Below are 25,840 nucleotides of genomic sequence, written 5' to 3' on the forward strand. Positions count from 1 at the left end.
CAGTGTGAAATCTGCCCTACTAGCCTTAGTACTTTGTTTTGGCATCCAGCCAGCTGACCGTGACCTGCTTTTCCTGCAGCTGCCAATTTTGCCTCAGCAGATGAACTACCTGCGTTCGCTTCTGTTCCAGCTCCGGAGCTGATGCCTCCAAAGCCTGCTGCGCCGGAGCCTCCTTCGACTTGGCCGGGAGGGCAGCCCCGGGTTCGATCTGGATCTGCACAGGCTGCACAGGGCGAATCGGCTCTGACGGGACCGCCTTGCCTTCCTTCTTCTGCGGCTTGACCTCGGCATCCAGCGCAACGGCGACATGACCGATCACCTTATTCCCGCTCGCATCCGTCGTGGTTTCCACCTGTACCTGCCCGACTTTGACTCCGAGGTTCTGTTCAATGCTTCGCTTTATCACCTCGGCCGCCTGCTGCTGCACCAGGTGATGGGCCTGCTGCTCCTGCTTTGCGCGAAGCGCCTCCGCTTGCTGCTGTATCGACGGCAGCGATTCCACCTGCCCGGTTACCGGCGAGCTGCCGGCCATTAAGGTGAATGTACTCCTGTTTGACGCATCCTGCTTGAACAGCGCGCCGGCCAGCATTTCTTCTACCTGGTTATTTTTTTGAAACAGGGAGAACAGAGGATGAAGCAACGTCAAAAGAATGAACAAGCCCATGACGGTTTTGACATAACGCTGCATCGTTTGATTCGGAAGCAGCAGATCGATGAAGGTGGCCAGCAGGATGACCAGGATGATTGATTTCAGCCAGCCGCTTAACCAGTCCATGAACTTCTCACCTCCAAGCGCTTTGCGAATGACACGGCGGCTGCGGCGAGCGTCACCTCATCATGACGGATACGTTGCCTGCGGCGATCAGAATCGTAATGGCCAGAAAGAACATCAGCCCGACTACCGCCAGCGCGGCGAACACATAAATCAAGCTTTTTCCTAACGTTTCCAGACAGGAGATCATCGGGTTGTCGCCCAAGGGCTGCATGACGGCTGCTGAAAAGTTATATATGAAGGCTAATGCCAGAATTTTCAAAGCAGGAAAGGCACAGAGCACCAGGATGATGACGACTCCGACGAGCCCCACCGCGTTCTTCACCAGCAAGGAAGCGCCGATAACCGTTTCCGAAGCATCCGAGAACATGCGGCCTACGACCGGAACGAAATTGCCGGCAACATATTTGGCCGTGCGGATCGTAACGCCATCCGTAATCGCCCCCGTCGCACCCTGGACCGAAATGACACCGAGGAAGACGGTAATGAATACCCCCAGGCAGCCGAGAGCTACTGTTCGGAGAAGATTGGCCAGCTGTGTGACCTTGTACTTATCCGACAACGAGCTGACGATATGAAGCACCGCCGAGAAAAACAGCAGAGGAAAAACGATAAAGTAAATGGCGGTTCCCACAGCGTGAATCATGAAGATGATCAGCGGATGAAGCACGGAGACCGAAACGACATTCCCCATCGAGGCCAGCAAGGTGAGCAGCAGGGGGACGACGGCCACCATAAAATGAATCATGTCGGTGATTGCCGTTTTGGCATAACCGATTGCAACACTGAAGCTGTTGATGGCGATGATCATAAGTACCATAAAGGCGATCGCGTAAGCAATTTTACTGACCGCATTTTTCTCGAAAGAGCTCTGGAGCGTCTCCAGCAGCATGCTGAATACCGAAAGGATCACAATAGAGACCAGCAGCTTGCCGTTATGCACCAGCTCATGAAAGAAATAACGGAACAAGCCGGAGAAAAAGGATGTGAAGCTGAGCTCCGCCTTGCCTTGAAGCAGCTGGGTGAAGGTCGGTGCCCGGTTATCGGGAAAGTACCCTCCGTACTGCCCTACCAGCCGGCTCCAGAATTGCTCCACCTGGTCCATCGGCAGCCGTTCCGCTTGCTCGCGGATCAGCTCTTCTACCGGCGTTGCCGCATGAACGGTGCTTGGGCAGCTCCCCGGCTTCCAGCAGCCGAACCCGCCTCCGGTATCCAGCAGCAGCGCTGTTAGAAGTGCGATCCAGATCCATAACGCCGGAACCCGCCTGGGTCGATTCGAGTGTAACAATGGCTGCAGCATGGCTTCATCTCCTAGTTCGCTTGCCGCTCCCTCCGCGCTTAAGCGGGCAGAAGCTTGACTACGGTTTCGATAATGACCGATACGATTGGAATCGCCATCACCATGATGAGAATTTTGCCGGATAGCTCAATTTTGGAGGCAACGGCCTCAAGTCCGGCGTCGCGTACGATCTGTGCGCCGAATTCGGCGATATAAGCAATGCCGATGATTTTCAGCACGGTTTTCAGAAAAACCATATTGACGTCAGCCTTATTCGCCAGTTCCTCCAGCACCTCGATCACCGCTGAGATTTTCCCGATGAGAAACAGGAAGATCGTAATCCCTGTGAAGGCGGTAAGCAGGAAGGCGAACATCGGCTTCTGTTCTTTAATGATTAGCACCAGGATGGCCGTAATGAGGCCGAGGCCTACGATTTGTATGATTTCCATCGGCTCACCTACTGGAATAGAAAGATCGTTTTGATTTCTTTAAACAAGCTGTCCAGAAGACTCACCACCATGAAGAGCACCACGACGAACCCGATGACCGTCACCCAGTGGGCCATGTCTTCCTTTCCCATCTGCTTCAGCACAGTGTGAATCATGGCGATAATGATGCCGATGCCGGCAATCTGAAATATCGCGTTAACATCCACGTTCATTGGCGGCACCTCACCTCAAGCCCTTCAAAAATCTTACATCCCTAGTACATGATGATCACGATGAGCGCACCGAGCAGCACCCCCAGGCTTTTCCACATCCGCTCGTATTTCGCCTGCTCCTCGCGCGCCGTTTCGTTTTCGCCTTGGAGCTGGAGAATGGCGAGCCGCAGATGCTTGACCTGATCGTCCCTGTCGGTTAGCCCTAGTGTCGCTCCCAGCTGGGATACAATTTCGCGCTCGGAAGGCTTCATGGAGGTGTTGCGCCACTGCTGGGTGATGACATGCTGCCAGATGTCCCGGGCACTTCTTCCCGCGGGCTCGCTCAGCTCCTTACCCGCTTGGGCGAATACAGCTCCTACCGGGCCGGGACTGCGTTCGCCGATGGAACGGAGCGCCTCGGAGAGGGGGGTGAAGCCGTAGACGATTTCCGTTTCCAGCCGCTGAAGTCCGCGGATCAGCTCGGCAATATGCGTCGGCCTGCGAGACAGCTGAAGCGCCTGGTACCAGCCGAACAGCGTACCGGCCAGCAGGATCAGCGCTGCACCGAACAGCTTCAGCATAATGACGGCGCCGGCTTGCCTTTCCTCATCAGGGCTTCCCTCCTTTGATCGTGAACGCTCTTTGCTCATCCAATCTCGCGCCGTCTGACTTACAGATGAAGATTCTCGGCCGTTTCTCTCCGGCCCTGCGCTCCAGCACCACAATTCGCTCGAAAATGCCCGCTTCGAGAAGCTCCTTCAAGATCGGCCGGCGCTTCGCATCCGCCAGATCCCGGCCATGCGCCGATGCGATGACACTGATGCCGGCATGGAGCGCCTCGCGAACCGCCGAAGCATCCTCCGGCCGGCCGATCTCGTCGGCTACCAGCACCTCCGGAGACATCGAGCGGATCATCATCATCATCCCTTCCGCCTTAGGGCAGCCGTCGAGCACATCCGTTCGAGGTCCCAAATCGAAGAGCGGAACTCCCTTAACGCAGGCGGCAAGCTCAGATCGTTCATCGACGACGCCCACCTTGAAGCCGCCTCGTGCAGTAGCGTGCCCCTGGCTGAGCAGCCTCGTTATATCCCGAAGCAGCGTCGTTTTTCCTACGCCCGGCGGAGACACGACCAGCGTGTGCCTGACGGAACCGGACAGAGGGTCGATCAGGAAAGGCAGCACCGCTTCCCCTACGCCCTTCCACTCTCGTGCTATGCGGATATTGAAGCCGGTGATTTCCTTAAGATGCTTGACCTTTCCCTGCTCTACCAGGGTTCTCCCGGCCAGTCCCACCCTGTGACCGCCTGAGACGGTGATGAAGCCCCGTTTCAGCTCCTCCTCGAAGGTATAAAGCGAATGCTGTGTGAGCATCTCCAGCAGGGTTCTGCATTCCTCTTGCGAAGGCCGATAAGCTTGTTCCGTCTTTGGGCTCACGCTGCCGTTCCGTTGCACGAAGCCGTAGCCTGCGCCCCGGATCAGCTCCAGCGGCCGCTCCTGCCTTACGCGAATCTCTTGCAACTCTTCCTGCCATTCATTTGGTAGATTTGATAGAATGCGCTGCATAGGGACAGAAAACAGCGGGAGCAAGGATCTCATGCTGAATCGCACCTCCCCGGTCCAGCGTACCTCATGCGTGTCTTGACGCAGACGTCGGCTGACCTGTCCATCTTTTACAACCATATGTATGCCTTGTCTACTGAAATATGCTAATTACTTTTTTAAGATTCCGATAAAAATGCAGCTAACCCCTACCAGAACCCACATCATCTTGCCAAAGGACAGCTTATCTGCAAGGCCCACGAGCCCGATCGTTGTCGTCGCGAGAAGCACCAGCGGTCCCACAAGAGCGAGCCCGGAATTGACCATCAACGCCTTATCGATTTGGTTCAAGCGCAGCATAATCAGTGCGGCGATAATCTCGATCGTTCCGGACATCAGCCTTAGCGACGCCATGCTCAATACGATTTTGTTCAGCATTTCCACTTTCTCCTCCCTTAAAGTCACCCTACATGTCCTTCCCTTCCAATCTATGCAGGCCCGTCTCATTTTAGCCTCATTAGGGCACACACCCATGAAAAAATGCATATGATGACACAGAAATTCCAATTCTCTTTACAGCGAGGCGATAATCATGGAGGTTAGTTCCCCACTGCAGTGGCATCCCCTGCTCAGTGATCCCACGGAGACACGACAAGCGAAGCCCAGGGACAAAGGCATGACGATGGTCATTGACAAGGGGCTTGGGTGGAACGCTTTGGATGACCTGCTTGAAACGGCCGGGGCTCATATCGATATGCTCAAAATCGGTTTTGGCACCTCTCCGCTATATACATTGGAACTGCTGAAGAAAAAAATCGAAAAGGCCAAGGAGCACGACATATTGGTCTATCCGGGCGGAACGTTTCTGGAGGTCGCCATCCGGCAGGGACTGATCGATGCGTATTTCGAAACGATCGCGGCCCTCGGTTTCAATGCGGTGGAGGTATCCGACGGAACCATCGAGATCGATCGCAGCCTTCGCAGCGAGCTGATCGTCCGCGGAAAGGAAGCCGGCTTTACGGTGATCACGGAGTACGGAAAAAAGTGCTGGGGCTCGACGATCGAAATGACGGAGCTTATTGAAACGGTTGTTACCGATTCGGAGCTGGGGGCCAGCCTGATCACGATTGAAGGCAGGGAATCCGGCAAAGGCGTAGGAATTTTTGATGATAACGGGGAATGTAAGGATAAGGATATCGAAATGGTGCTGGAGCAAGTTCCGAGCCGCGATTTGCTGCTATGGGAGGCTCCGCATAAGGACCAGCAGGTGCATTTGCTGAATATGCTCGGAACAGAGATCCACCTTGGGAATATCGCCCCGAGCGACGTCATTTCCTTGGAAGCCCTTCGCCGCGGACTCCGCTCCGACACTCTGCACTTGGGGAAGGAGCGTACGGCTCAGAAAACTCCGGATGCGATATCTCGGGAATCGTAATCCCGATGCGGATCAGAGGCAGGCGGCAATGAAAAGGAGGCGCTCATTTCGTGTACATTCATGTGATTCCCAGCGTCAATGAAGCGCAGGCGGAGGATGTTCAACAGAAGGTTGTCATCGTGATCGATGTACTTAGGGCTACATCTACGATGCTTACGGCCTTAGCGAACGGAGCGAAGGAAATTTACCCCGTCGAGACCGTACAGCAAGCGAAGCAGCTTTATCAGCCTGGCTTTTTGCTGGGAGGAGAACGGCATTGCAAACGAATCCAGGGGTTTGACCTCGGCAACTCTCCGCTCGAATATCAAGACAACCATGTGGCGGGCAAAACATTGGTCATCACGACAACGAACGGTACCCGAGCCATTGAGAAGTCGGCCAAGGCGAGCCATATTCTCATCGGCTCCCTCTTGAATGCCAGGGCTTGTGCGATGAAGGCTGCCGAGCTGGGTAAAGATATCGCGATCGTCTGTTCGGGCACACAGGACGTCTTTTCCTTAGAAGACGGTCTTTGTGCCGGCCTTATAGTGCAGGAGCTCATGGAGCTGGCAGGGGAAGGCGTGCAGGTGAACGATTTTGGACTTAGTATGCTTCATGCATATCGACATGTTCAAGACAATGTACTGGCGGCTCTGCGGCAATGCTCCAACGGCAAAAGACTGATGCAAATCGGGTTTCCCGAGGACGTCGCATACTGCTCCCAAGTAAATACGATGCCGCTGGTTGCCATGGTGCGGCAAGGTAAGCTTCAGCTCGTCTAAGCTCGCGGCCGCAGGGTTCTAAACCAAGCCCCCCTTCATAAACATAGAGTAACCGACGGGTTCGGCAGCGGAGTCTCCTTGATTAAGAAGAAAAAGACCCACATCTCCATGTGGGCCTTGCGAACGCTCGCGGCTTCCCTGCGGCCTTTCACGGCTTCAGGGTAACCGCGACTATGTTTATTGCGCCTGACTTATCGTCTCTCTGATGGTCCGCCTACGAAAGCGGCCTTGTCGGTGTCCAAGCCATACGCCGTATGCAGCGCCTGCACAACCTCGTTCAGGCGATTATTGTCGATAACGCAGGAGGTCTTGATTTCGGAAGTACTGACCATGTTAATGCTGATGCCAAGGTCCGAGATCACCTCGAACATTTTTGCCGCAACACCCGGTGTGCTCACCATGCCCGCGCCTACGATGGAAACCTTCACGAGGTTTTCTTCGGAGGTCACTTCACGGAAGCCAACCGCTCCGCGGATGCCTTCGATCACTTGCAGCGCCTTCTCTTTATCACCGAGGGATACGGTAAAGGAAAAGTCAGCCTGCCCGTCGCGTGTGCCGCTCTGAACGATGATATCCACGTCAATTTGCTCCTTCGCGAGCGCCGTAAATACCTTCGCCAGCTGACCCGGCTTCTCTTCCACTCCCAAAATGCTGATTCTTGCTACGTTCTTATCGTAAGCGATGCCGCGCACCACGATTCCTTGTTCCATGGCTGCTTCCTCCTTCACATTCGTTCCTGGATTATGATTGAAGCTGGATCTGACGACCAGCGGTACATTGTAGTTTTTCGCATATTCCACCGCTCTTGGATGAAGAACAGCCGCGCCAAGATTCGCAAGCTCCAGCATCTCATCGTAGGAAATTTCATTCAGCTTGCGGGCAACCTTCACAACACGCGGATCTGTAGAGTAGACTCCGTCAACATCCGTGAAAATTTCGCAGACATCCGCTTGAATCGCTGCGGCCAAAGCAACGGCCGTTGTATCCGAACCGCCTCGGCCGAGTGTCGTAATTTCCCCTTCCTCGGTCATCCCTTGGAATCCGGCCACAATGACGACATTCCCTGCATCAAGTGCCTTCAGAACACGCTCGGGCTGAATATCGGTAATTCTTGCCTTCCCATGAACCGCTTCGGTATACATACCCGCCTGCCAGCCTGTAAAGGAAACCGCCTTCTGACCCAAGCTCTGGATCGCCATGGAGAGCAATGCAACCGATACCTGCTCGCCTGTGGTCAGCAGCATGTCCATTTCACGCGCTGGAGGAGTAATGGTACAAATCTGCTTGGACAAATCAATCAAATCGTCCGTTGTATCGCCCATGGCGGAAACGACGACTACGCACTTATGGCCTTGTGCGCTAACCTCAGCAATACGGCCGGCCACGCGCTTCATCCGCTCCGCATCTCCTACCGAGCTTCCGCCGAACTTCATAACTATCAGAGACAAGCTGCTCACTCCCTACCGAAACTTTTGCACATCACAATGTATGATTATACCATAAGCCAACCCAACGTTGAAGTAGAAAAATGTCGAAATAAAATCAGCCGATCAACGGCCATCGCCATGGCTCCTGGTTACTGAAGGAAACCGGCTTCGCTTCGCCCTTGAAACGCTCGGAACCCGGGGGCAGCAGCTCCTGGAATGCCTGAATCGTACGTGCATGCGTAATGACCCACACTCTCGCTTTCTCCAAGCCTCCGCACCATTCGAGGAAGCGTTCCGCCTGCTGGGTAAACAGGAGCTTCGGCAGCGTGTGAATTCCCTGAAGCCATAAATAGGTGGGGAGATGAGAGGCCGGCAGGAAGTCGCCGAATTCCTGAACGATCCGTTCCGGCTCCAAGGAATAATCACAGGGGAGCGTGTGAAAATCATAGCGGAACGGATGCTGTCTCGGTCCTGCCAGCGGATGGACAAACCGGGAGCAGCCCGTTCCCTCCGCCCACAGCCGGGCTGTTTGCAGTGTGCGTACGGTCGGTCCCGCGATGACCGTATCCTCCTCCGTAAGCGGATACCTTTTCTTAAGCTCCAGCGCATATTGGAGCCCGCTTTGCGTAAGCTTCGGGTCCTTTACTGCATAATCGGCCGAACTCTGTTTTCGATGCTCCGCTTCCCCATGCCTTACAAATAAGAGCTCCATTCGCCGCCACCTCGCCACTATAAGTGGTAATCATTGTATGCGGCGCTCGCTCGTCTTACGACTCTAGATTGGCAGCAAATCTTGACGCTCCGCCTTCGGCTTGCAATCCCGGCATACGCCCACCACCCTGCCTTCGCCGGCGGAATAAAAGGTCAGGCCGCTTGCCTTTTTCCTGCAATAGGAGCATGCTTGTTTCGTGTGCCTGGTCTTCTTGTATTTCGTTAAAGATGTAACCTTGCTGCCTCTTCGTGCCCGGACCGTCAGCCATCCGATCAGTCCGGCGACCACGACGGCGAGCGCGATGTACCCCAGCCAGTACGAGCTTGAACCCCACATGATTATCCCCCCATTCGGTAGTTAACTTCTGCATAAGCTTCGCATAAAAAATAGTGTTGACTCTGACATTAATGTCAGAGTTTATAATGAATTCATCGAACCGTTACGATAGAGGAGCGCGAAGGATGAAGATTGGTGAGCTATCCCGGTTGACCGGTGTCAGCATTAGATCCATACGTTACTACGAGCAGCAAGGCTTAATTGCTTCCGGACGCTCTGAGAAAGGATATCGCTTGTATCATTCGCTTCATATCGACCAGCTGAATACGATTAAGTTCTATCTTAGCCTTGGTTTGACGACGGAGCAAATTGCAAGCTTCCTACACTGCGTATTGCAAAACAAAGAGGCCTTCTGCAGGCAGGTGCTGCCGATCTACGAGCAGAAGCTGCTGGAGCTTGATACCCGGATCGAGCAGCTTCAGCTAATCCGAAGCAACCTTGCCGAGCGGATTCGATCCATTCGAAACGAGACGGAGGCTGATCGGCATGTCATTGAAGCAAGCGAACGATAGCAATTTCACAGAGCTTACGGGGTCAGGTATCACCCTGGTGGATTTCGGGGCCGCATGGTGTCCCCCCTGTAAGGTTCTGCTTCCTATTCTGGAGGAGCTGGAGCATGAGCTGAGCGAGGCTTCCGGCTTATCCGTACTGAGTCTTGATGTTGAAGAATCGCCCGTGACCTCCTCTGCTTTCGGGGTGATGTCCATGCCGACGGTTATTCTGTTCAAGGACGGTCAACCGATGGAGAAGCTGGTAGGTCTGCGCTCGAAGGAAGCTTACGTAAATATGATCCAAAGGCACCTTGCCTAAGGACCCTGCTCCAAATCAAAGCAAGCATCTCCTCATGTGGACGGAGATGCTTGCTGCTTTGTTTCGTGCGCAACGTGTAATAGCTGATAGAACGTTATGTAGACCACAAAGATCAAAATCCCGAAAAACAGGGTAAACAACAAGGTTTGCACCGAGAGGCTTCGGGCGATCAAACCCATCACCCGGTCTCCGTCCGTGAGGAGATCCCAGCTGTTCAGCCTAGGTACTCTGCCTAGCCAAATACCGTAACCGGACAAGAGGGAGACCGAACCGATCAAAGTCCATGAAGCCCATCGTCTTCCCCTGCGATGAAGGATGGACTGCACTTGATAAAGCGAAAGGAACCCGAGCAGCAATCCGTTCCACGCAAACAACAGGATCAATACGAGATCGATCCAATACCGGATCGAGTAGTCCCCGAAAGCCGTATACATGTTCTTTTTGAGCGTCAAATGGATCAGATCGGTAACAATGTATGGCGAATTCGGAAAAAACAGAAGCCAGCCCGCTCCCAGGCCGACCACCAGCAGCTTACTAAAACCTGAACCGAAGCCGCGGGAATGGATATACATCATAACCGATGCCAACAAGCAGGGGATCCATGCAAGCAGCAAGTTCCATGTCAGGAAATGATAGTACGTTTCTTTGATGACAGAGCTTGTAAGCCAATAAAGAAGTGAGGTCAGCACGGACAACGTGCCGGCAAACACGTACAACTTGCTGTAACGCGAATCTCGCATTCTATTCTCCTACTTGTTATTTTCCAATAGATGACACATCATTTCGATTGCTTCTTCCTCGTCGTTTCCTCTCGTTTGAATACGGACCCGCGTCCCTTGCGGAATCGACAGCAGCATCATGCCCAGAATACTCTTGGCATCGAACTCAAGCCCTTCCTTTTCGAGCTTGAGAACAATATCCGACCGAAATAAATTCGCCTTCTGTGCAACCGTTTGTAAATCTTGCGGATGCAGCACCTGAGTAATGGTTACCTCATGCACTCTCATAGGAATCCCCCGATTCTGTATGACTGACAGCTTCTTGTACTAATCAATGTACTATACAGAACGACAAATGGGAATAGGATGTTTCGGCTATAGCTGCAAATAATACAGCATTTTTCCTTCGCCCTCGTAATAATAATCCGGCATGTGGCACAGCAGGCGAAAGCCCCTCTTTTGGAAAAGCTTCCGTACCGGCTCGTACTCCTTCATATCACAGGTAAACGTTTCGATATACCGTCCGGACATCGAGCGAAGCGTCTCCGTCATTTGATTCATTAATGCCGTAGCTACACCCACATGTCGGCAGCTGCGATGGACAACCAGATAGTCGAGAATGTACCCGCCCGTATGGTGTTCATTCTCCAGGAAACTGATCGTTCCGATCAGCTCTCCCCTATTATCAATAGCCATTAAATAATAGTAGCGATCCTGGGTTAAGCAAAGAAACGGCTTCGTACGAAAATGGTGCAGCTCCCCGGGGGTGTGGTGTACGTCATCAAAGCTGTAGTCGGAAAGCAGAAACTCGGAAACCCGCTTCGCTTCCTCCTCCTTCGTCATCCGTACAATGCGAAACGCTTCCGCAGGCTCAGACGCAGCCATGGCTCCATCGGCATTCATTAGCTCACATTTAAAGTTCCGTTCCATTCGGTTGGCGCTCCATTCTGAAAGAATTCATCACACAAATAGAAATAGAGTCGTGCCGCTTGGTCCCAGCGATTGAGCCGGATGACCTCGAGGAAGGCTTCCCTTGCGTCATAGAAGCGGCCGTTCTGGTACATGGACACCGCAGCTTCGAACAATTCGTGCGTTTCCTTTTTCAGCCTGCGAATTTGCTCCGGATCCCCTTCGTACACATCGTAAAGCTGCAGAGGCTGCTCTTCTCCTTGCAGATGAACGAGTCCTAAGGAGCGGTACAGCCGTCCCCCCGGATTGGACAATCCTTGCAGCAGCTCCTCCGTGATCAGAATGCATACGCCCAGCTTCTCCGTCATTTGCTCCAGCTGGGAAACCAGGCTAACATGCTCCGAAATGACACTGTTTTCCAGCCGCTTCTCCTCCCCGATCACGCCGAGCATAAGAGGGCCTCGGTGAAGAGCAATGCCGATATCAATCGCGACATAGTCCACGCTTTGACGATGCTCGTTGTATTCCTCCAGCGTTCTGCGCATCATTACGGCAGCTCTCAAGGCCTGATCCGCATCGTTAGGGAATAAGGCCAGAATTCCCGCTCCCAAATAACGGCTGACAAAGCCGTCATACTTGCGGATGGCGGGACCGAATCGTTTCAGGAAGGAGTTAATGAAATGAAAATTTTCCGTCGGCGTCAGCTTGCGGGAAAAGCGATAAAAATTCCGCATGTTGGACACCAGAATGGTCATATCCCTTTGAACCTGATCACCCAGCTGTACGTGAACGATGCTTTCCTTACCGATAAAATTCAAAAATTGCTGCGGAACGAACCGGTAGTACGCTTCGCTGAACCTTGTGATTTGAGCGATATAATTGCGAATATGGGCAACCATCGCGTTGAAGCGCTCGCCGAGGTCCGCCAGCTCATCCCGGGTTCGGATATCGACGGACGCGTCCCACTTGCCTCCCGAAATCTCATTTACGCTTCCGCGCATCCGGCGAACCGCGATCGATACCGACAAGGCGATAGCAAGGAACACGATCAGAATAATGAAGGTAATGCCGATCATATACCATAATATTTTGACCATGACCTGCTGGTTATGCTGCTTAACGGCGTTAAAATCCTTCCCTGTTTCGTAAATGCCGACGACCTTGTTAGCCGAGTTGTATATCGGCCCGATGGCATAGAGCCACGAACCGCTGGAATCCTCCACCTTGCCGGTGATGATTCTCCCTTGCTCCAGCACCTGCTTGTTATCGTCGTCGATCGGATACGGGCGGAACATGGTGACACTGTCGTCATCATCCATGATGATGCTTAATTCGCCGTTCTCCTCTCGGTAAATGGTAGTGTAAAGTCCGTCTCGAGGCGCACCTTTGTCCTTGCTGTAAAGAGAGCTGAGGCTTTGACGAATTCGATTGTAATCTTCATTCATGTAATGCTTAGGTGTTGTCAAGCGCTCCAAGAGGTCGCCGCTCACGGCATTTTTCCCGTTCGACGCGAGCAGGGCCAGGTTCTGCCGAATCTCGTCCTCCAGCTTGGTCGAAAGATCGTTGTACACGAGATTGGACAGAATGATCATCGATACCACCACAATCGGTACGAAGGCAAGCAGGAACTTCAGCATTAACGGGACGCGCCGCTGAAGCAGACCGGTGTAGAAGAGCCGCATGAGCAGAAGCAATAGAAGGAGCTCCGCCAATACGAGCAGCCAAGCGCCATATCTGGTCATCCTAGCCGTGGCCGGGAACTTATCCGATGTCAGCTGGTTGACAATCGTCCCGTCCGGAAGCAGCTGCATATATTGGCTTTCCGTCACGACATAAAGACTGCCCTCCGGACTTCCGTAAATATGCTTAAGGGAAGAAAGCTCGCCATACCCTGAAGCTTGAAACGACTTCGCGCTCAGCAACGATTCGACAATATATGGAGAACCGATGTCAATCCGGCTGATTTCATTTAGCAGCTGATCGATAAAAACGAGCCGCCCACGGGCATCCACCTGAAGGCTCAATGGAACGTTCCGGTCGGACCGCGCCACACCGGGAAGCGGATAAATCAGCTTCATTTCATCTGAAGCAAGAAGCTGGTAAATTTCCCCCTGCTTGGTGGAAATGAAGACCCGATCCCCCTCCATTCCTACCACGTCGGCCAGCAAGCGATCCGAAGGCAGCTTGCTCTCCCTTGTTTTCTGAGACGGAGTTCCGTCAGCGGCCGCCCGGTACAGCGTCATTGTTGCGCCGTCCGCATAATAAAAGTACAGTGTATCCCCTTGCGTCATCAGTGCTTTCACTTTGCCGACCCGCATCATTCTTGGGAGCAGCGTAGACTCATACCGATATTCCGCGACGGTGCTCAGCAGCTCTCCGGTTGGACTGTACTTGTGAATTCGTTCTCCTACAACATACAGACCGTTCGAGTCGAGCAGCGTCTGCAGGGCATAGACGTTTCCGCTGCGGTCTGCTGTGACTCCGTCATAATGGATTAGTCCTTCCCCTGCCTTGTTTTCCGTCTTCCGCTTAAAGACGATTTCCCCGTCAGCCGTCATCTTGGTTAAGCTTAGCTTGGAATCGCCGATCAATAGAATGCTCCCTTTGCCGCCCGAGTCCTGAGGTGTCTCTGCAGAAACCTCGGACAAGCCGTCAAACGGCATGGCTTGCACCCATGGAAGCGGTGTAAGCTGGGCCCACGAGCGGTAAATTCCCCAACCGACAAGGATCATGAGAGCCAGTACAGCGAGCAGCGGCCACCGTTTTGTTTTCATTTGTTCAGGGTCCCCTCCCTATCCGTCTAGCCCTTCGATTCTAATAGTCGCCGTGGGTGCATCCCAGCCGACATATAAGCCCAATCCCTCCGCGACAAAACGAAGCGGTACCATCGTGCGCCCTTCGACGAGTCGAGGCGGCGCATCCAGCAGAATTTTGTTACCGTTCAAATAAGCCTCCGGATCGTCCACCCGGCAAAAGAGCACCGTACCTTCTTTGAGAATCGTCACGGTACGATCAAAATCGTTCCATATCACCTTCGAACCGAAGGCTTCCGAGATCGGCCTTATATGAATATAAGCCGACCCGTCAATAAGCACAGGGGGCATCTCGAAGGATAACGACGTCCCCTCTGTGAGAATGCTTTCTACCGGAAGGGGGACCGCCCGGGCGTCGGTGCCGCCGGCTATTTGGCTTGACAGCTCGGCAATTGCCGCAAGCTGTTTAGCCGTATATTGCTCCTTCTGCAGCGCCTGCAGCTGTGGTATCAATTGGGCGGTCACCGCTTCTGCGGCATTGCCGGTCTGCTGCTCCGCCAGATCCAGCTGAAGGAACAGCTGCGCCTTCTCGGCGGCAAGAAGCTGCAGCGTAAGCTGCTTCCAGCTGTCGGCCAGCTCGGCTGGCAGCCCTGCGGGCGGCAGGCCCGTTTCCGCCGGGGCAGCGCCCGGTGGCGCCGGGCCCGGCTCCGCTGCAGCACCGCCGCTCGCGAGAGCTGCGATGGTCTGCAGCTTCGCGAGGGCGGCCTCGAGCGACCGCAGCTGCGCGGCGAGGCCGCTCTCCAGCGCCTTCAGCTGCGCCTCCGCGCGTACCGCCTGCGCCAGCAGCTTCGCCGCGAGCGCGGCGTCGCCCTGCGCGGCGGCCCAGGCGCAGCTGCGCGCGGCGAGCTCGCCTTGAAGCCGCGCCTCGCTGCGCAGCGCGTCGGCCGTCGCCTGCGCGGCGCAAGCTTCGCCGCGCCCGCGCGGCCTGCGGTGCAGCTCCGCGGCGAGCTCGGCGCTGCCGCCGGCCGCCGCGCGGTACGCCATGCCCTCGAGCTCCGCCTGCCTGCTCTGCAGCAGCGCCAGCTCCGCCAGGGCATCCGCGGCGCTCTTCGGCTCGGCCGCCCCGCCTGCGGCAGCCTGCGTCTCAGCGAGCTTCGCCGACAGCTCGGCGACGAGCGCCGCATTGCCGCCGGCCTCCGCCGCCTTCAAAGCCTCCGCCAGCTTCTGCTGCTCCTGGCCAAGCGAGCCCGCGAGGGCGGCGGCCTTCTCCTGAAGGCTGCTCAGAATGGCCGCTGGATCGCCGGCCATGCGGGCCATCAGCTGCTCCGCAAGGAGCTGGTTACCGCCTTCCACAGCCTTAAGGAAAGCCATCTCGGCCTCCAGCTGCTCCTGCTGCATCTGCAGCCGGGTGGACTCGCTCTGCTTGTTGTCCTCTACCGCCTCTTCGTTCTGCTCCTTCAGCTTCTCGATTTCCTTCGTCAGCTGTTCGACACGCTTGGCTGCCTCCGCAGCGGGAAGCAGCCCACGGATGGTTCCTTTCTCGTCGATCCAAACCTCCAGCTTCAGCTTATCGACCGCTGCCGCCTGAAGCGCCTTCTTGCTCTTAGGGTCCATGATGTCCTTCACGCTGCTTGCGGAGCCGAGATCATACCATGTACCGTCCGCCAGCTCGGATTGGTAGAACATCCCTTGGCCGGAATCCGCCATAGAGGCCCGGGCGGCGGCTGTATTATCCTTATTGACGGCGGTCCGGTGAATGAGAAAGTTTCCGATGATCAAGTACCCGGATCCGTTGGCCGCCTCCGGCGGGAGCTTCGCATAGGCGGAGCCTCCCGGCAGAAGCAAGGAGACGGACAGCACGGCAACGATCAGCTTGGATGGGATTGTATTTCCGTGCATAGCCCTACTCCTCTCTTCCGGACGCTTCGATGGTCAGTGTACCCGTGGAGCCGTTCCCTTCCGGGACGACCGACGCCAAAACGGTATTGTCCTTGTACAACTCTATCTTCAACTGACTCATGTCACCGAAGACGGTAGAAATATGCGTTACTTTTCCATCGATGGGCACTTTCAAGCCGACGGGCTTACCATCCCACGTGACTAAGGCGAAGTGGGTGGCGCCGAGCTCCTTCGGGGCTTTGACAGTCAGCTCGGAGGTAATGCCTTCCACTGCCTCCTTCACGCTCCAGCTGCCGACCAGCCGCTTCGCTGCATTCGGGTCTGCCGGAGGCTCGCCCATCGGAGCCAATCCGTCATCAATGTCCTGATACGGGAGCACGCCGGGCTTCAGTGCAGCATCCACGGCACCCGCAGAAGCCAGATTCAGTGCCGACAGGGCGCTTTTGTAGGCATAATAGCCCGTCATGGCCGCTTTGTCCGCATCCTCCGACGCTTGTACCGATTTAGCCAACTCCTCGTCGGTGATCCATTTGACCGCATGCTTCTTGCGAGCTGCCTCCAGCTCCTCCCTTACGCGGTCCGCCTGCTTCAAGGCTTGGGCATACGACTCCTCCGCACCTTTGGCGTCAAGGAACGACTTCTTGATTTTATTTACCAGCTTCCCCCGGGTGTCCCGTTCCTTCAGGCGCGCTTTATCCTGCTCCAGCATGGAAACCGGAAGCGAATAACGGATATCGTCAAAATAACGAAGGCCGTCGTACTCCCCCTGCAGAATGACCTTCGGAATCGGAAGAATAATCGGCAGAAACGGGATCGGAATCAGGAAGATGCCTTCCCATTTGCGCTTGATATCCTCTAAGAGGATGTCATAGTTCGCCATGAATAGCTCATAATCCATCGACGGCGAAGAATACATCGCTTCTATCAACCGCATTTCGTTTTGTCCGAATTTCGAGGCGTAGAGCCGGCGTGTGACGATGACCTTTTCCTCCGCCAGCTTGCGGGCTTCCGTATCCTTATACAGCGTGAAGTCGTTCTTCTCCGCGTGGGAAATAAATCTCCACATTTGTTCCTGTGTCAATACCGCGTAGCTCGGCTCCAGTCCAAGCGAGAAGTCGCTCTCCGGATCGATGCCAAGCTTTTCTCCCAGCTGCAGCTTGGCCGCCTTGAGCGCAAGTCTCGCCAGCTTCAGCTCCGACTCGGCCTTCGCGAAGGCTTCCTTGGCCTTATCGGCCTCCTCTTGCATCTTGACCTTGAAGCGCACCAGCTTCTCCGCATCCTCGGCGGACTTCTTCGCATCGTTCCATTTGCGGAGCACCAAAGCTTCGTACTCCATAGCCTGCATGGCACCCTCGTACAGCTTTTCGATCTCGGCACGCAGCGCCAGCTCCTTGCCGGCCAGCTCCCGCTTCGCTTCGTTCAGCTGCTTACGTGCGGTAGGCACCTTCAGCTTCAGCTCCAGATCCTTCGATAAGCTGTGCGGCTTGGCGAATAAGCTGAAATCCTTTTCCGCCTGATGGTTGACGGCCGCCTGGGCCTGCGACAGCTCAATGACTTTCGCATTCATCTGGATCCGGGCTTCCCCCAGCTCACTCGATTGCTCCGTCGCTTTCGCAACCGCCTCTTCAAGTGTGAGCAATCCAGCACCAAAGGCAGTTTGCGACGGAAGGACGGAGGCACAGAGCACAGCGGCTGCCAGCAGCACCGCCGCAACCCGGTTATGATTCATCACGCTCTCCCCCTTCCGTGTATCGCAGCAGCGTCCTATTATTCGCTAAGGTAAATTTCAGCACGCTGCAGCGTATTTCTCGGTATGAATGTAAAACGGTAAAACTGATCCTCATACAGGAACATCTCGGTCCGCTCCAGCTCGGATACAACCAGCTCCGACCGGACAAGCTTTACCTGGTTCGGATCCTCTTTCTTCAGCTTCTCGTATAGCGCGGTCATGGAAGCCTGCAGCTGCTCGAAAGCCTGGGCCTTCGTCAGAGTAACCGAGCCCACATAAGTAACGGCGGGATCCTGCTCTGAAACCCGCATGACAATTCGCAGCCCATAGTCCCGATAATTCATGATCAGCTCGGGATTTCCGTCGGCACGATCCGCAATGGCGGTATCCTGCGGCTTGCCGAGCAGCTCCTCCAGCTTTGCGCCGGATAAACCGAGAAACCCGCCGTAATGCGGCTGTCCCTGCCTGAAGTACCCTTTGTAAACAGCCTTTCCGTCCGCACCAAGCTCCTCGCCAAGTCCTTCGTAAAGGCCATTGATGAACTTGCCCTTGTACACAGGCAGCCCGGCATCCGAGTAGGCCATGCCGTCGCCATGGTAGACGCCGCCGGCAAAGCCGCCTTCGTATTTCAGCTTGCCGCTTTCGTAGAAGGCTTGTCCGGCCCCGTTATAAGCGCCTCCCATGAATTGCCCTTTGTACTGCGCCGTTCCAGCCGGATAAAAGGCCGTTCCTTCCCCGGAGTACTGTCCGCCGGCAAAGCCGCCCTCGTACACCAGCGCCCCCGCCTCGTTTAACAGCTTGCCCGGACCGTTATATTTGCCCGCCAGGAATTGCCCCTGATATTTCACCGCGCCGCCGGGATAATATTCGATGCCTTCTCCGGCGTATAAGCCTGAGGCAAAATTCCCCTCGTACAGCAGCCTGCCGCCTTCATCGAACGCCTTGCCCTTCCCCGTAGGCTTGCCGGCTTGAAATTCACCCTGATACCGGATGGAACGATTGGGATAAAAAAGCGTGCCCTGTCCGGAATAGAGCCCCTCTGAGAAGCCGCCGCTGTAGAGCAGCACGCCGTCTGCACTGTAATGCTCCCCTTGCTTCAGCTGCCCTTTGTCAAAATCGCCCTGCCGCTCGATCTGCCCGTTTTCAGCGAACAGCTTGCCTTTACCCTGGTAAATTCCTTCCGCCAGCTCGCCTTCGTACCTGAGTACCTTGGCTTCCGTAAATACTTGGGCTTTTCCGGTATAAGTGATCGGCGCGCTTGTCTGCTCGACCAGCTTCGGCGTGAAGTGAAACCATCTGTTCACAAAAGCGGGCGGCTTAATAAAAATGAAGTAGACCAGCGCCAAAATAACCAAAATGCAGATGACGATGAGCTTCTTCTGTATATAGTAATTGCCGATCAGCACGTAGCTTTCTTTCGATATTTGTTTCGCATTTAAAATCTTTTTGAAAAACGCCTTGATCCATTTGACGATCAGCTTAGGAAGCGCTCTTGCCCTCATGATCGGGGCAATAATGCGCTTCTGAATCGGTGTAATAAAAGGCTTGATAATGGCTTCAATCACGTCGGTTCGCTCCTTATCCTAGGGAACCTGAATGGTGGCCTGTCCGGGGTTCAATACTTCAATGACGCCGCCCCAAGCGCACATAAGCTTTGAGTCCTTATTTAACGCGGGAAAATTGCCGATCAGTACGGTCGGCGAGCCCGGAGCCCATGGAGCCGGAGTTACCGGCACACAGGGCATCGGAGTCAGCGCTCCGAAGGCCGCTGCCGTAGCCGAAGCGACCGTCGGGTTCGCCATGGAGCTGCACATGCCGAAGGGCAGTACATTCACCATCGGCTTGCCGTCCATTATCGTAGCTACCGGCATCGAGTGCATCACCCGGTTCGCCGGAAGCACCATCAGGGTGCCGGGAGCATTGCCGAAGCTGCACTTAATATTGGCTCCGCCGCATACCAGTTGTCCCATAGACCGCTTCCCTCCTTTCTAGCTGTCCGTACCGGCCGCCGCTTCCTGCTCGGAGGAATCCAGCAGCTCGTGCGCCGAATCCGATTCGACGTTAGTGTTTTTCCGCACTGCCCACCAGCGCAGCTTTATGGAAGGAATCTCCGGTGCAGGAAGAAGCTTTACACCAATACGAAATGTCCCTTTTTGCGGATAAACCAAGGTCCCGATCGATAGCTTCGGCAAATTCGGCTCAAATTCGCTGTCCTGGAACACGTCCTGAGCACCGTACATGACACATTCGCTCGTTCCAAGCAGCTCCGATACGACGCCTTCCCCCTTGTCGAGCTCAACGCCCACCGTAATCAATACCGGTCCAGACCCTAGTCCATGTTCGATTTCACCGGAGAAGAAGCTTTTGCCCTGACGAAGAAAAGGAATTTTACTATCCTGCTTTCCATCCTGCGATAGAAGCGAAATCTCCGTTACTCCTGTGGCTACCTTTTCCTCAATCGATTGGGATTGCGGAAGACCGAGGGTAAATTCGAACCGGTTCGTCTCCTCCTGGAAGGCCACGGAAAAATGCGGCTTCTCCTCCGAAGGCAGCTGTCTGGTCTCCGCGCTTGCGGAGAAGGCTTTCGATCCGGCTATGCTGCCCCTACGGCGCACAAGCTCGCTAAGCATCGGCGAATTCACCACAAGCTCTCCGAACGGAAGCGGGTCTACCCGTTCGATGACGTAGCTAGGGCCCATTTGGAGAAGGCTGATCTTGGCCAGCACCAAATAGGGATCCGCCGGGGAGCTAAGTACCGTATCCAGCGGTCGATTGATGTATGCTTCCCAAAGACGGGATTCCACGTCGCGGACAATCTCCACCTGGCTTGTGAAGGAATGCGTCAATTGAATGCGCCGGTCACCCACCATCAAGAGAGCGCTGCCCGGCTTGTTCCCAAGCTCGCCGCGCTCCCCGGCCTTCCCCTTCGCCACGGCACGGAAGCTGACGGTGTAGTCGCCCGAACGGCTGTCGGACGGCTCGACGAAGCGCAGCTTTCCGTGCTCCGTTTGGTCCAGAAAGCGGAAGTGATCCCCTAGCGGCTCGTATTCAAAGGTAATGCGCGAGGACTGCAGCGTCTTCTCGACCCGGAGCTCCACCTCGAACGTCTCCCCCTCCGCCACATAACGCGGGACAGACTGAACCACGCGCACCTGCCCGTCATCATGAATCAGCGTCGATTCCTTGCTGAATTGGTTCCAATCGAACTGGGCGGGCTCCGGCGCATCCTCACGAATAAACAGCCGATAGCTCTCGACGACACGGTTATACTCGCTGACTTCCTCTTGACGAACCGAGCTGCTCGTGACCGCGTGAACCGGTTCTTTTCCCTTCTCATCGTAGGCAATGCAGAGGTATACATTCTTGGCATACTCGTTGTTGCTGAAGCCCTCCATCATGGAAAGCTTCAAGGTAACCGGAGAAGCTACAATTACTTCTCGTCCCAGACTGTCCACCGCTACACCGGATTCGACGGATACCGACTTGTCATCCACCGCAATGACCTGCAGACCCGCGATCACCCCGCTCCCGTACAGAAGGCGGTTGAGAAGCCGTCTTTTATCGTTGAAATACTTTTGTTCGGACTCGAAGTCCCGGACCGTCAGCAGCTTGCCGTAAAAATACCGGTTACGTTCGAATGGAAAATACCTTGATTTTTTCATTCTCTACTTCCTCTTTCCCTGGTTTATTCGAGCTCCGAATCAAGACCCAGCCTCGTGTGAATGTCCATACGGCGGTCGCGGTCGACATCAATCAATACGGAATGATGCGGTAACGTGGCTTGCTGGTTCAGTGTTAAGAGCGTAGGCTCCGAAAGCTTCGTATTGATTCCCAGATACGTATGCATATCCATATTCATCCATGGCTGCAGCACAATAAGCTTCGCCTCCGTATAGGCGGGCTTCTGTTCATGAATCAGCTTCTCCAGCAAGTATCGCTGCTTGTCGGTTTGCGCATGCTCCGGCTGCACCATGACGCAAAAGGTGTAGGGATCGTCGCCGTACAGCTCCGCAATACGCTCTCGCTGCTCCGCATTTTCAAGCAAATGACGTATTTGATGATGCTCCACAATAATGGCCTTTTCCCCTGTAAAAATTTCGATGATTCGCTCCAGGGCAGCCCGTGTGCCACGGTACCTGTAGAGAAACGACGCTTCACGCATAAGCAGCTTCAAGGTTTGATCGCTGATATAGTCCTCCGCCGCGAGGCCGAGCCAGCCCGCCAGCCAACGGAGGTACGGTCCGTCCACCGCATCGGGATCAAAATATCGGGAAATCGTAGCAATCCGCTCGTCCGTCTCTTCCATCATGGAAGCGTAGAGAGATAAGTAACGTTCAAGAAAGCTCCGACTCTTCTCATCGTGTTGATACACGGCAGGAAGATAAGACAAGTACGACATCCTCGGGTAATACACTCTCAGTCTCTTGATCGCAGGCGTTCCCTGCTCGCTTCCCACAAACTCCAGCCGAATCCAGAGATAACGGCCTTTAGCGCCGAAAAACAACGCATCCTTCGGATTGTCCATAGGGCCTGACCAGAGGGGCAGGAGCAGCCGCTGCTTCTCTTCCGCCGTTCGGTCCGGGTCGGCAAGCAGCTCGTCGATATCGATGTAGGTCGAGTCTCCGAGCATTACCGTTTTCCGGTCGGAAGCGTACCAGGAAACCCGCAGCTGCATGCCTTCACCGATGGTTGCATCCAGCGAAAGCTTATGCCACTCCAGCTCGTTCTCATAGCTGTCAAGCGATGCCCCTATCCAGGTTCCCGAGTAGAAGCCGGTCCCTGGATGAAGTCGGGTTCGCTGCTGGGAACGGAGGATCAATAGCGACGTTTTGGGTAAATGCAGGGCATACAGGATCCCTTTCTCATCCATGAAAAGCCGGTCACACGCCCCTGGAAACGGGGACAGCCTTTCGAAGGCGGGCAATGCTGCTCCTACAGGGTGCGATCGGCTGTAAAGAAAGCTTTCCCGCTCGGAGCCCGACATGTCATGGTCGGATCCAATCGAACGAGCTGCTGCAAAGAGCTTGCCCTGCCTGTCGGCTGCAATGACCTGAAGCTGATGCTGATCTTGCAGCTTGTATGACTGTTCAATCGGAGCAAGTCCGTCCGCGGGATACTGGTACAGCCTTCCTTCGGAGGGCTGCAGCAGCCACACGGTCCCGTCAGGTGAGGAAGTCATTGAGATTTGTCTTCGCATGAGGTCAAGGAAAGCGGGCCACTCTTCTTCTGACGAGGGCCAGCTCTCCAATCCTTGAATTTTGCCCGGACGAATGTCCCGTTCATCAATCAGCCTGCCGGACCGGTGATAGCGCAGCAGGCGGTATCCGGATTCCCCCTCCAGCGCCGTTAAAACGACAAAGCAGCCTTCCGCATCCGAAACGGCCAGGATAGGATAGATTCGTTTCCCACGGTGCACGGTATGGCTCCAAACAGCCTGGCCATTGGACGCGGAGTACGCCGTAATGGACTCCTCCGCTGCAGCATCAATGATTAACACCAGATCGCCCCAAGCCGTTATTCGGGCACCTGTTGTGTAGATTCCATGATTTCGTGCGATCAGCGGCTCCAGGTGCAGATTGTCCGTATCGAATATCCATAGCGCGGCATCCTCGTCCAGCAAGTACAATCGGCCCTGGCGGCCTAAGGCGACATCGATGATCTCAGGAACCCCTTCCAGCTCCGCCAAGTCCAAATGCTGCGTGACGTTGTATTTCTTCGTCTTCGCGAGACCCATTCCGAGAGCGCTGTCGATGTCGATATTGTCCGTAATCCCTTGCTGCCAATCGGACGGTTTATTCAGCGAGAAAAACCGAAAAGGCTCCATCATGCGCGAGATCCTCCTTTCTGTTTCGCACTACTGCCTGTTTTCAAACTTATAGCTCCGCCGCACTAATCAATTCAATATCATGCTCCCCGGAGCACACCAGCCCATTCGGGGGCAGGACGATATCCCCGCCGGGCTCCTTCCGAAAGCCTCTGCCTTCAGCGGAAATCCATACGTCTTGAATGTAGCTTACACCCTGTATTCGGTTGATGACTCCGTATATATCGCCCTTATACACCGTACGGCCGAAAGCCCAGCCCGTGCCTCCATCGGAATTGTCAAAGGGCTGAAGCAGCCGGTTTAACTCACGGAGAATGGTCATCTTCTCCTCCTTGAAATGGGGCTCGACGATGATGACCGCATTGACGCTGACTTGTATGTATTCCGGCGGAATAATATCCACTTCTGTCGAGAGCAGCCGGTATTTATCCAGATGGCGTCTGACCGTCTCGCGAAACCCCTTGCTTGGCATCGGCCGGGGATTCTCGCTGTAAGGCACGACTACCACCGAAAGACGTCCAGAGGCTTTCTCAACCGGATAATTCCGCATCCCCGGACAATAAAGCGGAATGGCTTTTACCCTTGCAATGCGCAGTCCCGGGGTTTGCTTGACTACACGCTCGACATCCTTCTCCGTTACCGCCGTCGCCGGCTGCTGGAGAGCAAGCCGCGCCCGGACTTTCGCTTGCTCCAATGCTTCAGGCTCGCTTCCTCCCGACGCGGCGAATCGATTGGCAGGCTGCACGCCATAAACATCCGGCCATGGCTCCGCAAACCGGTCGATCATCCCTGCGTTAATATTGCCGGCCGCGCCTCCGCCGATTCGATATGCGGTCAACACCATATTGGGGACATCGGACTTTTCCGGAACCCGGCCGCGTTCATTGTCTCCGAAGCGGATCGTTCCCTGCTCGGCATCCAATATATAGTGGCGATCCTCAGGACCGGAGCTGTCAAAATCGTCAACCTGCTTCCAGTCATGCCATTGCCAAGTCCCGCTGCGATCCTTGCTCCCGGTCTGCAGGCTAACTCCCGCTGCAATGGCTGGCGTCGGCAAATAATCGATGGTTTGGCCCGCTAAGCCGTTGCCGGACCCGATCTTCCGTTTGGTTTCAAAATCAGGCTCGTAGCTGATCAGCCTCACACGGGAACGGCCTGCCGCAGGGACTGCTCCTTTGGTTCCGTCTCCGAAGCGGATGATCACCGTTTTATTCGCTTCTCTCCGCTCCAGAGTATAGACAAGGTCTTCTGATCCGTAGGAATCGAGGCTGGAAACCTCCTGCCACTGTGCCCAAGAGCCGTTTTCCTGCCGGATTTGAACCTGATGCCTGCCGAAATACGCTAAGTAATGGCTGGAAACGACCGCTTGATCCGGTTCTCCGTGCCAGTCAAACAGCTCGGTAACACTCATCGTATGGTGGTGTTTGACCGTGACTGCGTTAAGTGCCAATCGCTCGATTTTCGGCGGGAGCTCAAAGCCCTCCTCTACTACCCGGCAGCTGATCCAGTACCTCGGCTTGTCCACCGCAGGCTGCACGATGGTTGCCTGCATCGGAGCATGCAATCGAAATTTCAATGTTCCGCTTCCCGATAACTGATTCGTTTCGTCCTTCACAAGCTCAAGCTCCGCCCAGCCCTCCGTCGATTCTTGGCCAAGCTCGCCCCCAACGTACACCTGCCACTGCACCTTGGCCGAAGGCACCCGTTCGCCTAGAACATCCTCGACCGGACGAACCGGGTAGTTCTCGTCTAGCCGAACGGACATCGTCACAGTCTCTTCTACGGGAAGCGGCTTCCCAAAGCCGATATGCAGCACACTTCCGGCATGCGCCCGAGGGCCGAAGGCAGGGAAAGCCACGTTGCGGCCTTCATTCGCTGAAGAATAATCCGTCATACCGGTTGATGTTCGGACGATCAGCTTCTCCGGAGCCGCAGGCACGAGAAGCAGAGGGTCTTCCGTTTCAAAGATTTGATCGCCGGCAAGCAGCCTCGTCCCTTGCGGCAGGGCAGCTTGCCGGGCAACCCCATGAAACTGCACCTCTGTTGACGACGCTCCTGCCGCTTTCGGCCGGATACCGAGCAGCTTGAGGAATTTTCTTTCGCTCCTCTCCGTAATCCGATCTAAGTAATACTGCTGCATCTCTGTGAGCCAAGAGAAAAGCTCCAGCATCGTGATGCCGGGATCATGCGCATTCTCATCGGTCCAGCTTGGATAGATGGAGGGAATCTGCTTGCGAGCCTCTTCCACCATCTGCTCATAAACGCGATCATCTAAATTCGGCAGCTTCAGCAATGC

General features: G+C 55.0%; 25 protein-coding genes. 4 read left to right on the forward strand and 21 right to left on the reverse strand.

What is annotated here, in order from left to right; genetic code table 11:
- Window positions 1-25: 25 nt before the first annotated feature.
- The 7 genes from spoIIIAF to RAC89_RS03345 form a co-directional block, all read right to left on the reverse strand.
- The gene (gene spoIIIAF, locus RAC89_RS03315; protein ID WP_306611708.1) at window positions 26-775 is read right to left on the reverse strand and encodes a stage III sporulation protein AF; all 750 of its coding nucleotides are present in this window, start codon (window positions 773-775) and stop codon (window positions 26-28) included.
- 52 nt (window positions 776-827) lie between these two features.
- A complete protein-coding gene (spoIIIAE, locus tag RAC89_RS03320; RefSeq protein ID WP_284640441.1) occupies window positions 828-2,072 on the reverse strand; it encodes a stage III sporulation protein AE in 1,245 nt (414 codons plus the stop codon).
- A 38-nt stretch (window positions 2,073-2,110) separates the two neighbouring features.
- Window positions 2,111-2,500: a stage III sporulation protein AD gene (spoIIIAD, locus tag RAC89_RS03325; protein WP_284640443.1), complete on the reverse strand. Its 390-nt coding sequence runs from the start codon at window positions 2,498-2,500 to the stop codon at window positions 2,111-2,113.
- 8 nt (window positions 2,501-2,508) lie between these two features.
- A complete protein-coding gene (spoIIIAC, locus tag RAC89_RS03330; RefSeq protein ID WP_089199203.1) occupies window positions 2,509-2,712 on the reverse strand; it encodes a stage III sporulation protein AC in 204 nt (67 codons plus the stop codon).
- A gap of 41 nt (window positions 2,713-2,753) precedes the next feature.
- Window positions 2,754-3,272, reverse strand: coding sequence for a stage III sporulation protein SpoIIIAB (gene spoIIIAB, locus RAC89_RS03335; RefSeq protein WP_306616032.1), 519 nt, complete (start codon window positions 3,270-3,272; stop codon window positions 2,754-2,756).
- A 28-nt stretch (window positions 3,273-3,300) separates the two neighbouring features.
- Window positions 3,301-4,287, reverse strand: coding sequence for a stage III sporulation protein AA (spoIIIAA, locus tag RAC89_RS03340; protein WP_373430001.1), 987 nt, complete (start codon window positions 4,285-4,287; stop codon window positions 3,301-3,303).
- A 114-nt stretch (window positions 4,288-4,401) separates the two neighbouring features.
- Window positions 4,402-4,668: a YqhV family protein gene (locus RAC89_RS03345; RefSeq protein ID WP_284640447.1), complete on the reverse strand. Its 267-nt coding sequence runs from the start codon at window positions 4,666-4,668 to the stop codon at window positions 4,402-4,404.
- 154 nt (window positions 4,669-4,822) lie between these two features.
- Between RAC89_RS03345 and comA the strand changes: the two genes are divergently transcribed.
- On the forward strand, window positions 4,823-5,665 hold the full coding sequence (comA, locus tag RAC89_RS03350) for a phosphosulfolactate synthase (protein ID WP_306611718.1): 843 nt from the start codon (window positions 4,823-4,825) through the stop codon (window positions 5,663-5,665).
- A gap of 50 nt (window positions 5,666-5,715) precedes the next feature.
- Window positions 5,716-6,426: a 2-phosphosulfolactate phosphatase gene (locus RAC89_RS03355; protein WP_306611720.1), complete on the forward strand. Its 711-nt coding sequence runs from the start codon at window positions 5,716-5,718 to the stop codon at window positions 6,424-6,426.
- Between the two features lie 191 nt (window positions 6,427-6,617).
- On the opposite strand, the gene RAC89_RS03360 is transcribed toward RAC89_RS03355, so the two are convergent.
- The 3 genes from RAC89_RS03360 to RAC89_RS03370 form a co-directional block, all read right to left on the reverse strand.
- Window positions 6,618-7,874 (reverse strand): aspartate kinase, encoded by a 1,257-nt coding sequence (locus RAC89_RS03360; protein WP_306611722.1) that lies wholly within the window; start codon window positions 7,872-7,874, stop codon window positions 6,618-6,620.
- A 94-nt stretch (window positions 7,875-7,968) separates the two neighbouring features.
- Window positions 7,969-8,565, reverse strand: a complete 597-nt coding sequence (locus RAC89_RS03365; protein WP_306611724.1) for a histidine phosphatase family protein — start codon at window positions 8,563-8,565, stop codon at window positions 7,969-7,971.
- Between the two features lie 63 nt (window positions 8,566-8,628).
- The gene (locus RAC89_RS03370; RefSeq protein WP_306611726.1) at window positions 8,629-8,901 is read right to left on the reverse strand and encodes a hypothetical protein; all 273 of its coding nucleotides are present in this window, start codon (window positions 8,899-8,901) and stop codon (window positions 8,629-8,631) included.
- A 125-nt stretch (window positions 8,902-9,026) separates the two neighbouring features.
- Between RAC89_RS03370 and RAC89_RS03375 the strand changes: the two genes are divergently transcribed.
- Both RAC89_RS03375 and RAC89_RS03380 read left to right on the forward strand, forming a co-directional pair.
- Window positions 9,027-9,413: a MerR family transcriptional regulator gene (locus RAC89_RS03375; protein WP_306611729.1), complete on the forward strand. Its 387-nt coding sequence runs from the start codon at window positions 9,027-9,029 to the stop codon at window positions 9,411-9,413.
- Entirely contained in the window at window positions 9,388-9,711 is a 324-nt protein-coding gene (locus tag RAC89_RS03380; protein ID WP_306611731.1) for a thioredoxin family protein, read from the forward strand. The genes RAC89_RS03375 and RAC89_RS03380 overlap by 26 nt, the downstream gene beginning before the upstream one ends.
- 32 nt (window positions 9,712-9,743) lie before the next feature.
- Here the strand turns inward: RAC89_RS03380 and RAC89_RS03385 are convergent, their stop codons facing one another.
- The 11 genes from RAC89_RS03385 to RAC89_RS03435 all read right to left on the reverse strand — a co-directional run bounded on the left by RAC89_RS03385 (window position 9,744) and on the right by RAC89_RS03435 (window position 25,837).
- The gene (locus RAC89_RS03385) at window positions 9,744-10,451 is read right to left on the reverse strand and encodes a DUF1361 domain-containing protein (RefSeq protein ID WP_306611733.1); all 708 of its coding nucleotides are present in this window, start codon (window positions 10,449-10,451) and stop codon (window positions 9,744-9,746) included.
- 9 nt (window positions 10,452-10,460) lie between these two features.
- Complete coding sequence (locus RAC89_RS03390) at window positions 10,461-10,718, reverse strand: HPr family phosphocarrier protein (protein WP_284640466.1); 258 nt, start codon at window positions 10,716-10,718, stop codon at window positions 10,461-10,463.
- An 87-nt stretch (window positions 10,719-10,805) separates the two neighbouring features.
- On the reverse strand, window positions 10,806-11,333 hold the full coding sequence (locus RAC89_RS03395; protein WP_306611736.1) for a GNAT family N-acetyltransferase: 528 nt from the start codon (window positions 11,331-11,333) through the stop codon (window positions 10,806-10,808).
- Window positions 11,333-14,113 carry an adenylate/guanylate cyclase domain-containing protein gene (locus RAC89_RS03400; RefSeq protein WP_306611738.1) on the reverse strand — a complete coding sequence of 927 codons (2,781 nt, stop codon included), beginning with the start codon at window positions 14,111-14,113 and terminating at the stop codon, window positions 11,333-11,335. Before RAC89_RS03400 ends, RAC89_RS03395 begins: the two co-directional genes overlap by 1 nt.
- An 18-nt stretch (window positions 14,114-14,131) precedes the next feature.
- Window positions 14,132-15,991, reverse strand: a complete 1,860-nt coding sequence (locus RAC89_RS03405; protein WP_306611740.1) for a stalk domain-containing protein — start codon at window positions 15,989-15,991, stop codon at window positions 14,132-14,134.
- A gap of 4 nt (window positions 15,992-15,995) precedes the next feature.
- Window positions 15,996-17,720 carry a hypothetical protein gene (locus tag RAC89_RS03410; protein ID WP_306611742.1) on the reverse strand — a complete coding sequence of 575 codons (1,725 nt, stop codon included), beginning with the start codon at window positions 17,718-17,720 and terminating at the stop codon, window positions 15,996-15,998.
- Window positions 17,721-17,758: 38 nt separating this feature from the next.
- A complete protein-coding gene (locus RAC89_RS03415; RefSeq protein WP_306611744.1) occupies window positions 17,759-19,285 on the reverse strand; it encodes an MORN repeat-containing protein in 1,527 nt (508 codons plus the stop codon).
- Window positions 19,286-19,303: 18 nt separating this feature from the next.
- A complete protein-coding gene (locus tag RAC89_RS03420; RefSeq protein WP_306611746.1) occupies window positions 19,304-19,690 on the reverse strand; it encodes a DUF4280 domain-containing protein in 387 nt (128 codons plus the stop codon).
- Between the two features lie 18 nt (window positions 19,691-19,708).
- A complete protein-coding gene (locus tag RAC89_RS03425; RefSeq protein ID WP_306611748.1) occupies window positions 19,709-21,382 on the reverse strand; it encodes a hypothetical protein in 1,674 nt (557 codons plus the stop codon).
- Window positions 21,383-21,405: 23 nt separating this feature from the next.
- Window positions 21,406-23,547, reverse strand: coding sequence for a phage tail protein (locus RAC89_RS03430; RefSeq protein ID WP_306611750.1), 2,142 nt, complete (start codon window positions 23,545-23,547; stop codon window positions 21,406-21,408).
- A gap of 46 nt (window positions 23,548-23,593) precedes the next feature.
- Window positions 23,594-25,837, reverse strand: coding sequence for a putative baseplate assembly protein (locus RAC89_RS03435; RefSeq protein ID WP_306611752.1), 2,244 nt, complete (start codon window positions 25,835-25,837; stop codon window positions 23,594-23,596).
- Window positions 25,838-25,840: the final 3 nt, after the last annotated feature.

Source organism: Paenibacillus sp. GD4 (assembly GCF_030846225.1).
In the GTDB taxonomy this organism is placed as follows: Bacteria; Bacillota; Bacilli; order Paenibacillales; family NBRC-103111; genus Paenibacillus_G; species Paenibacillus_G silviterrae.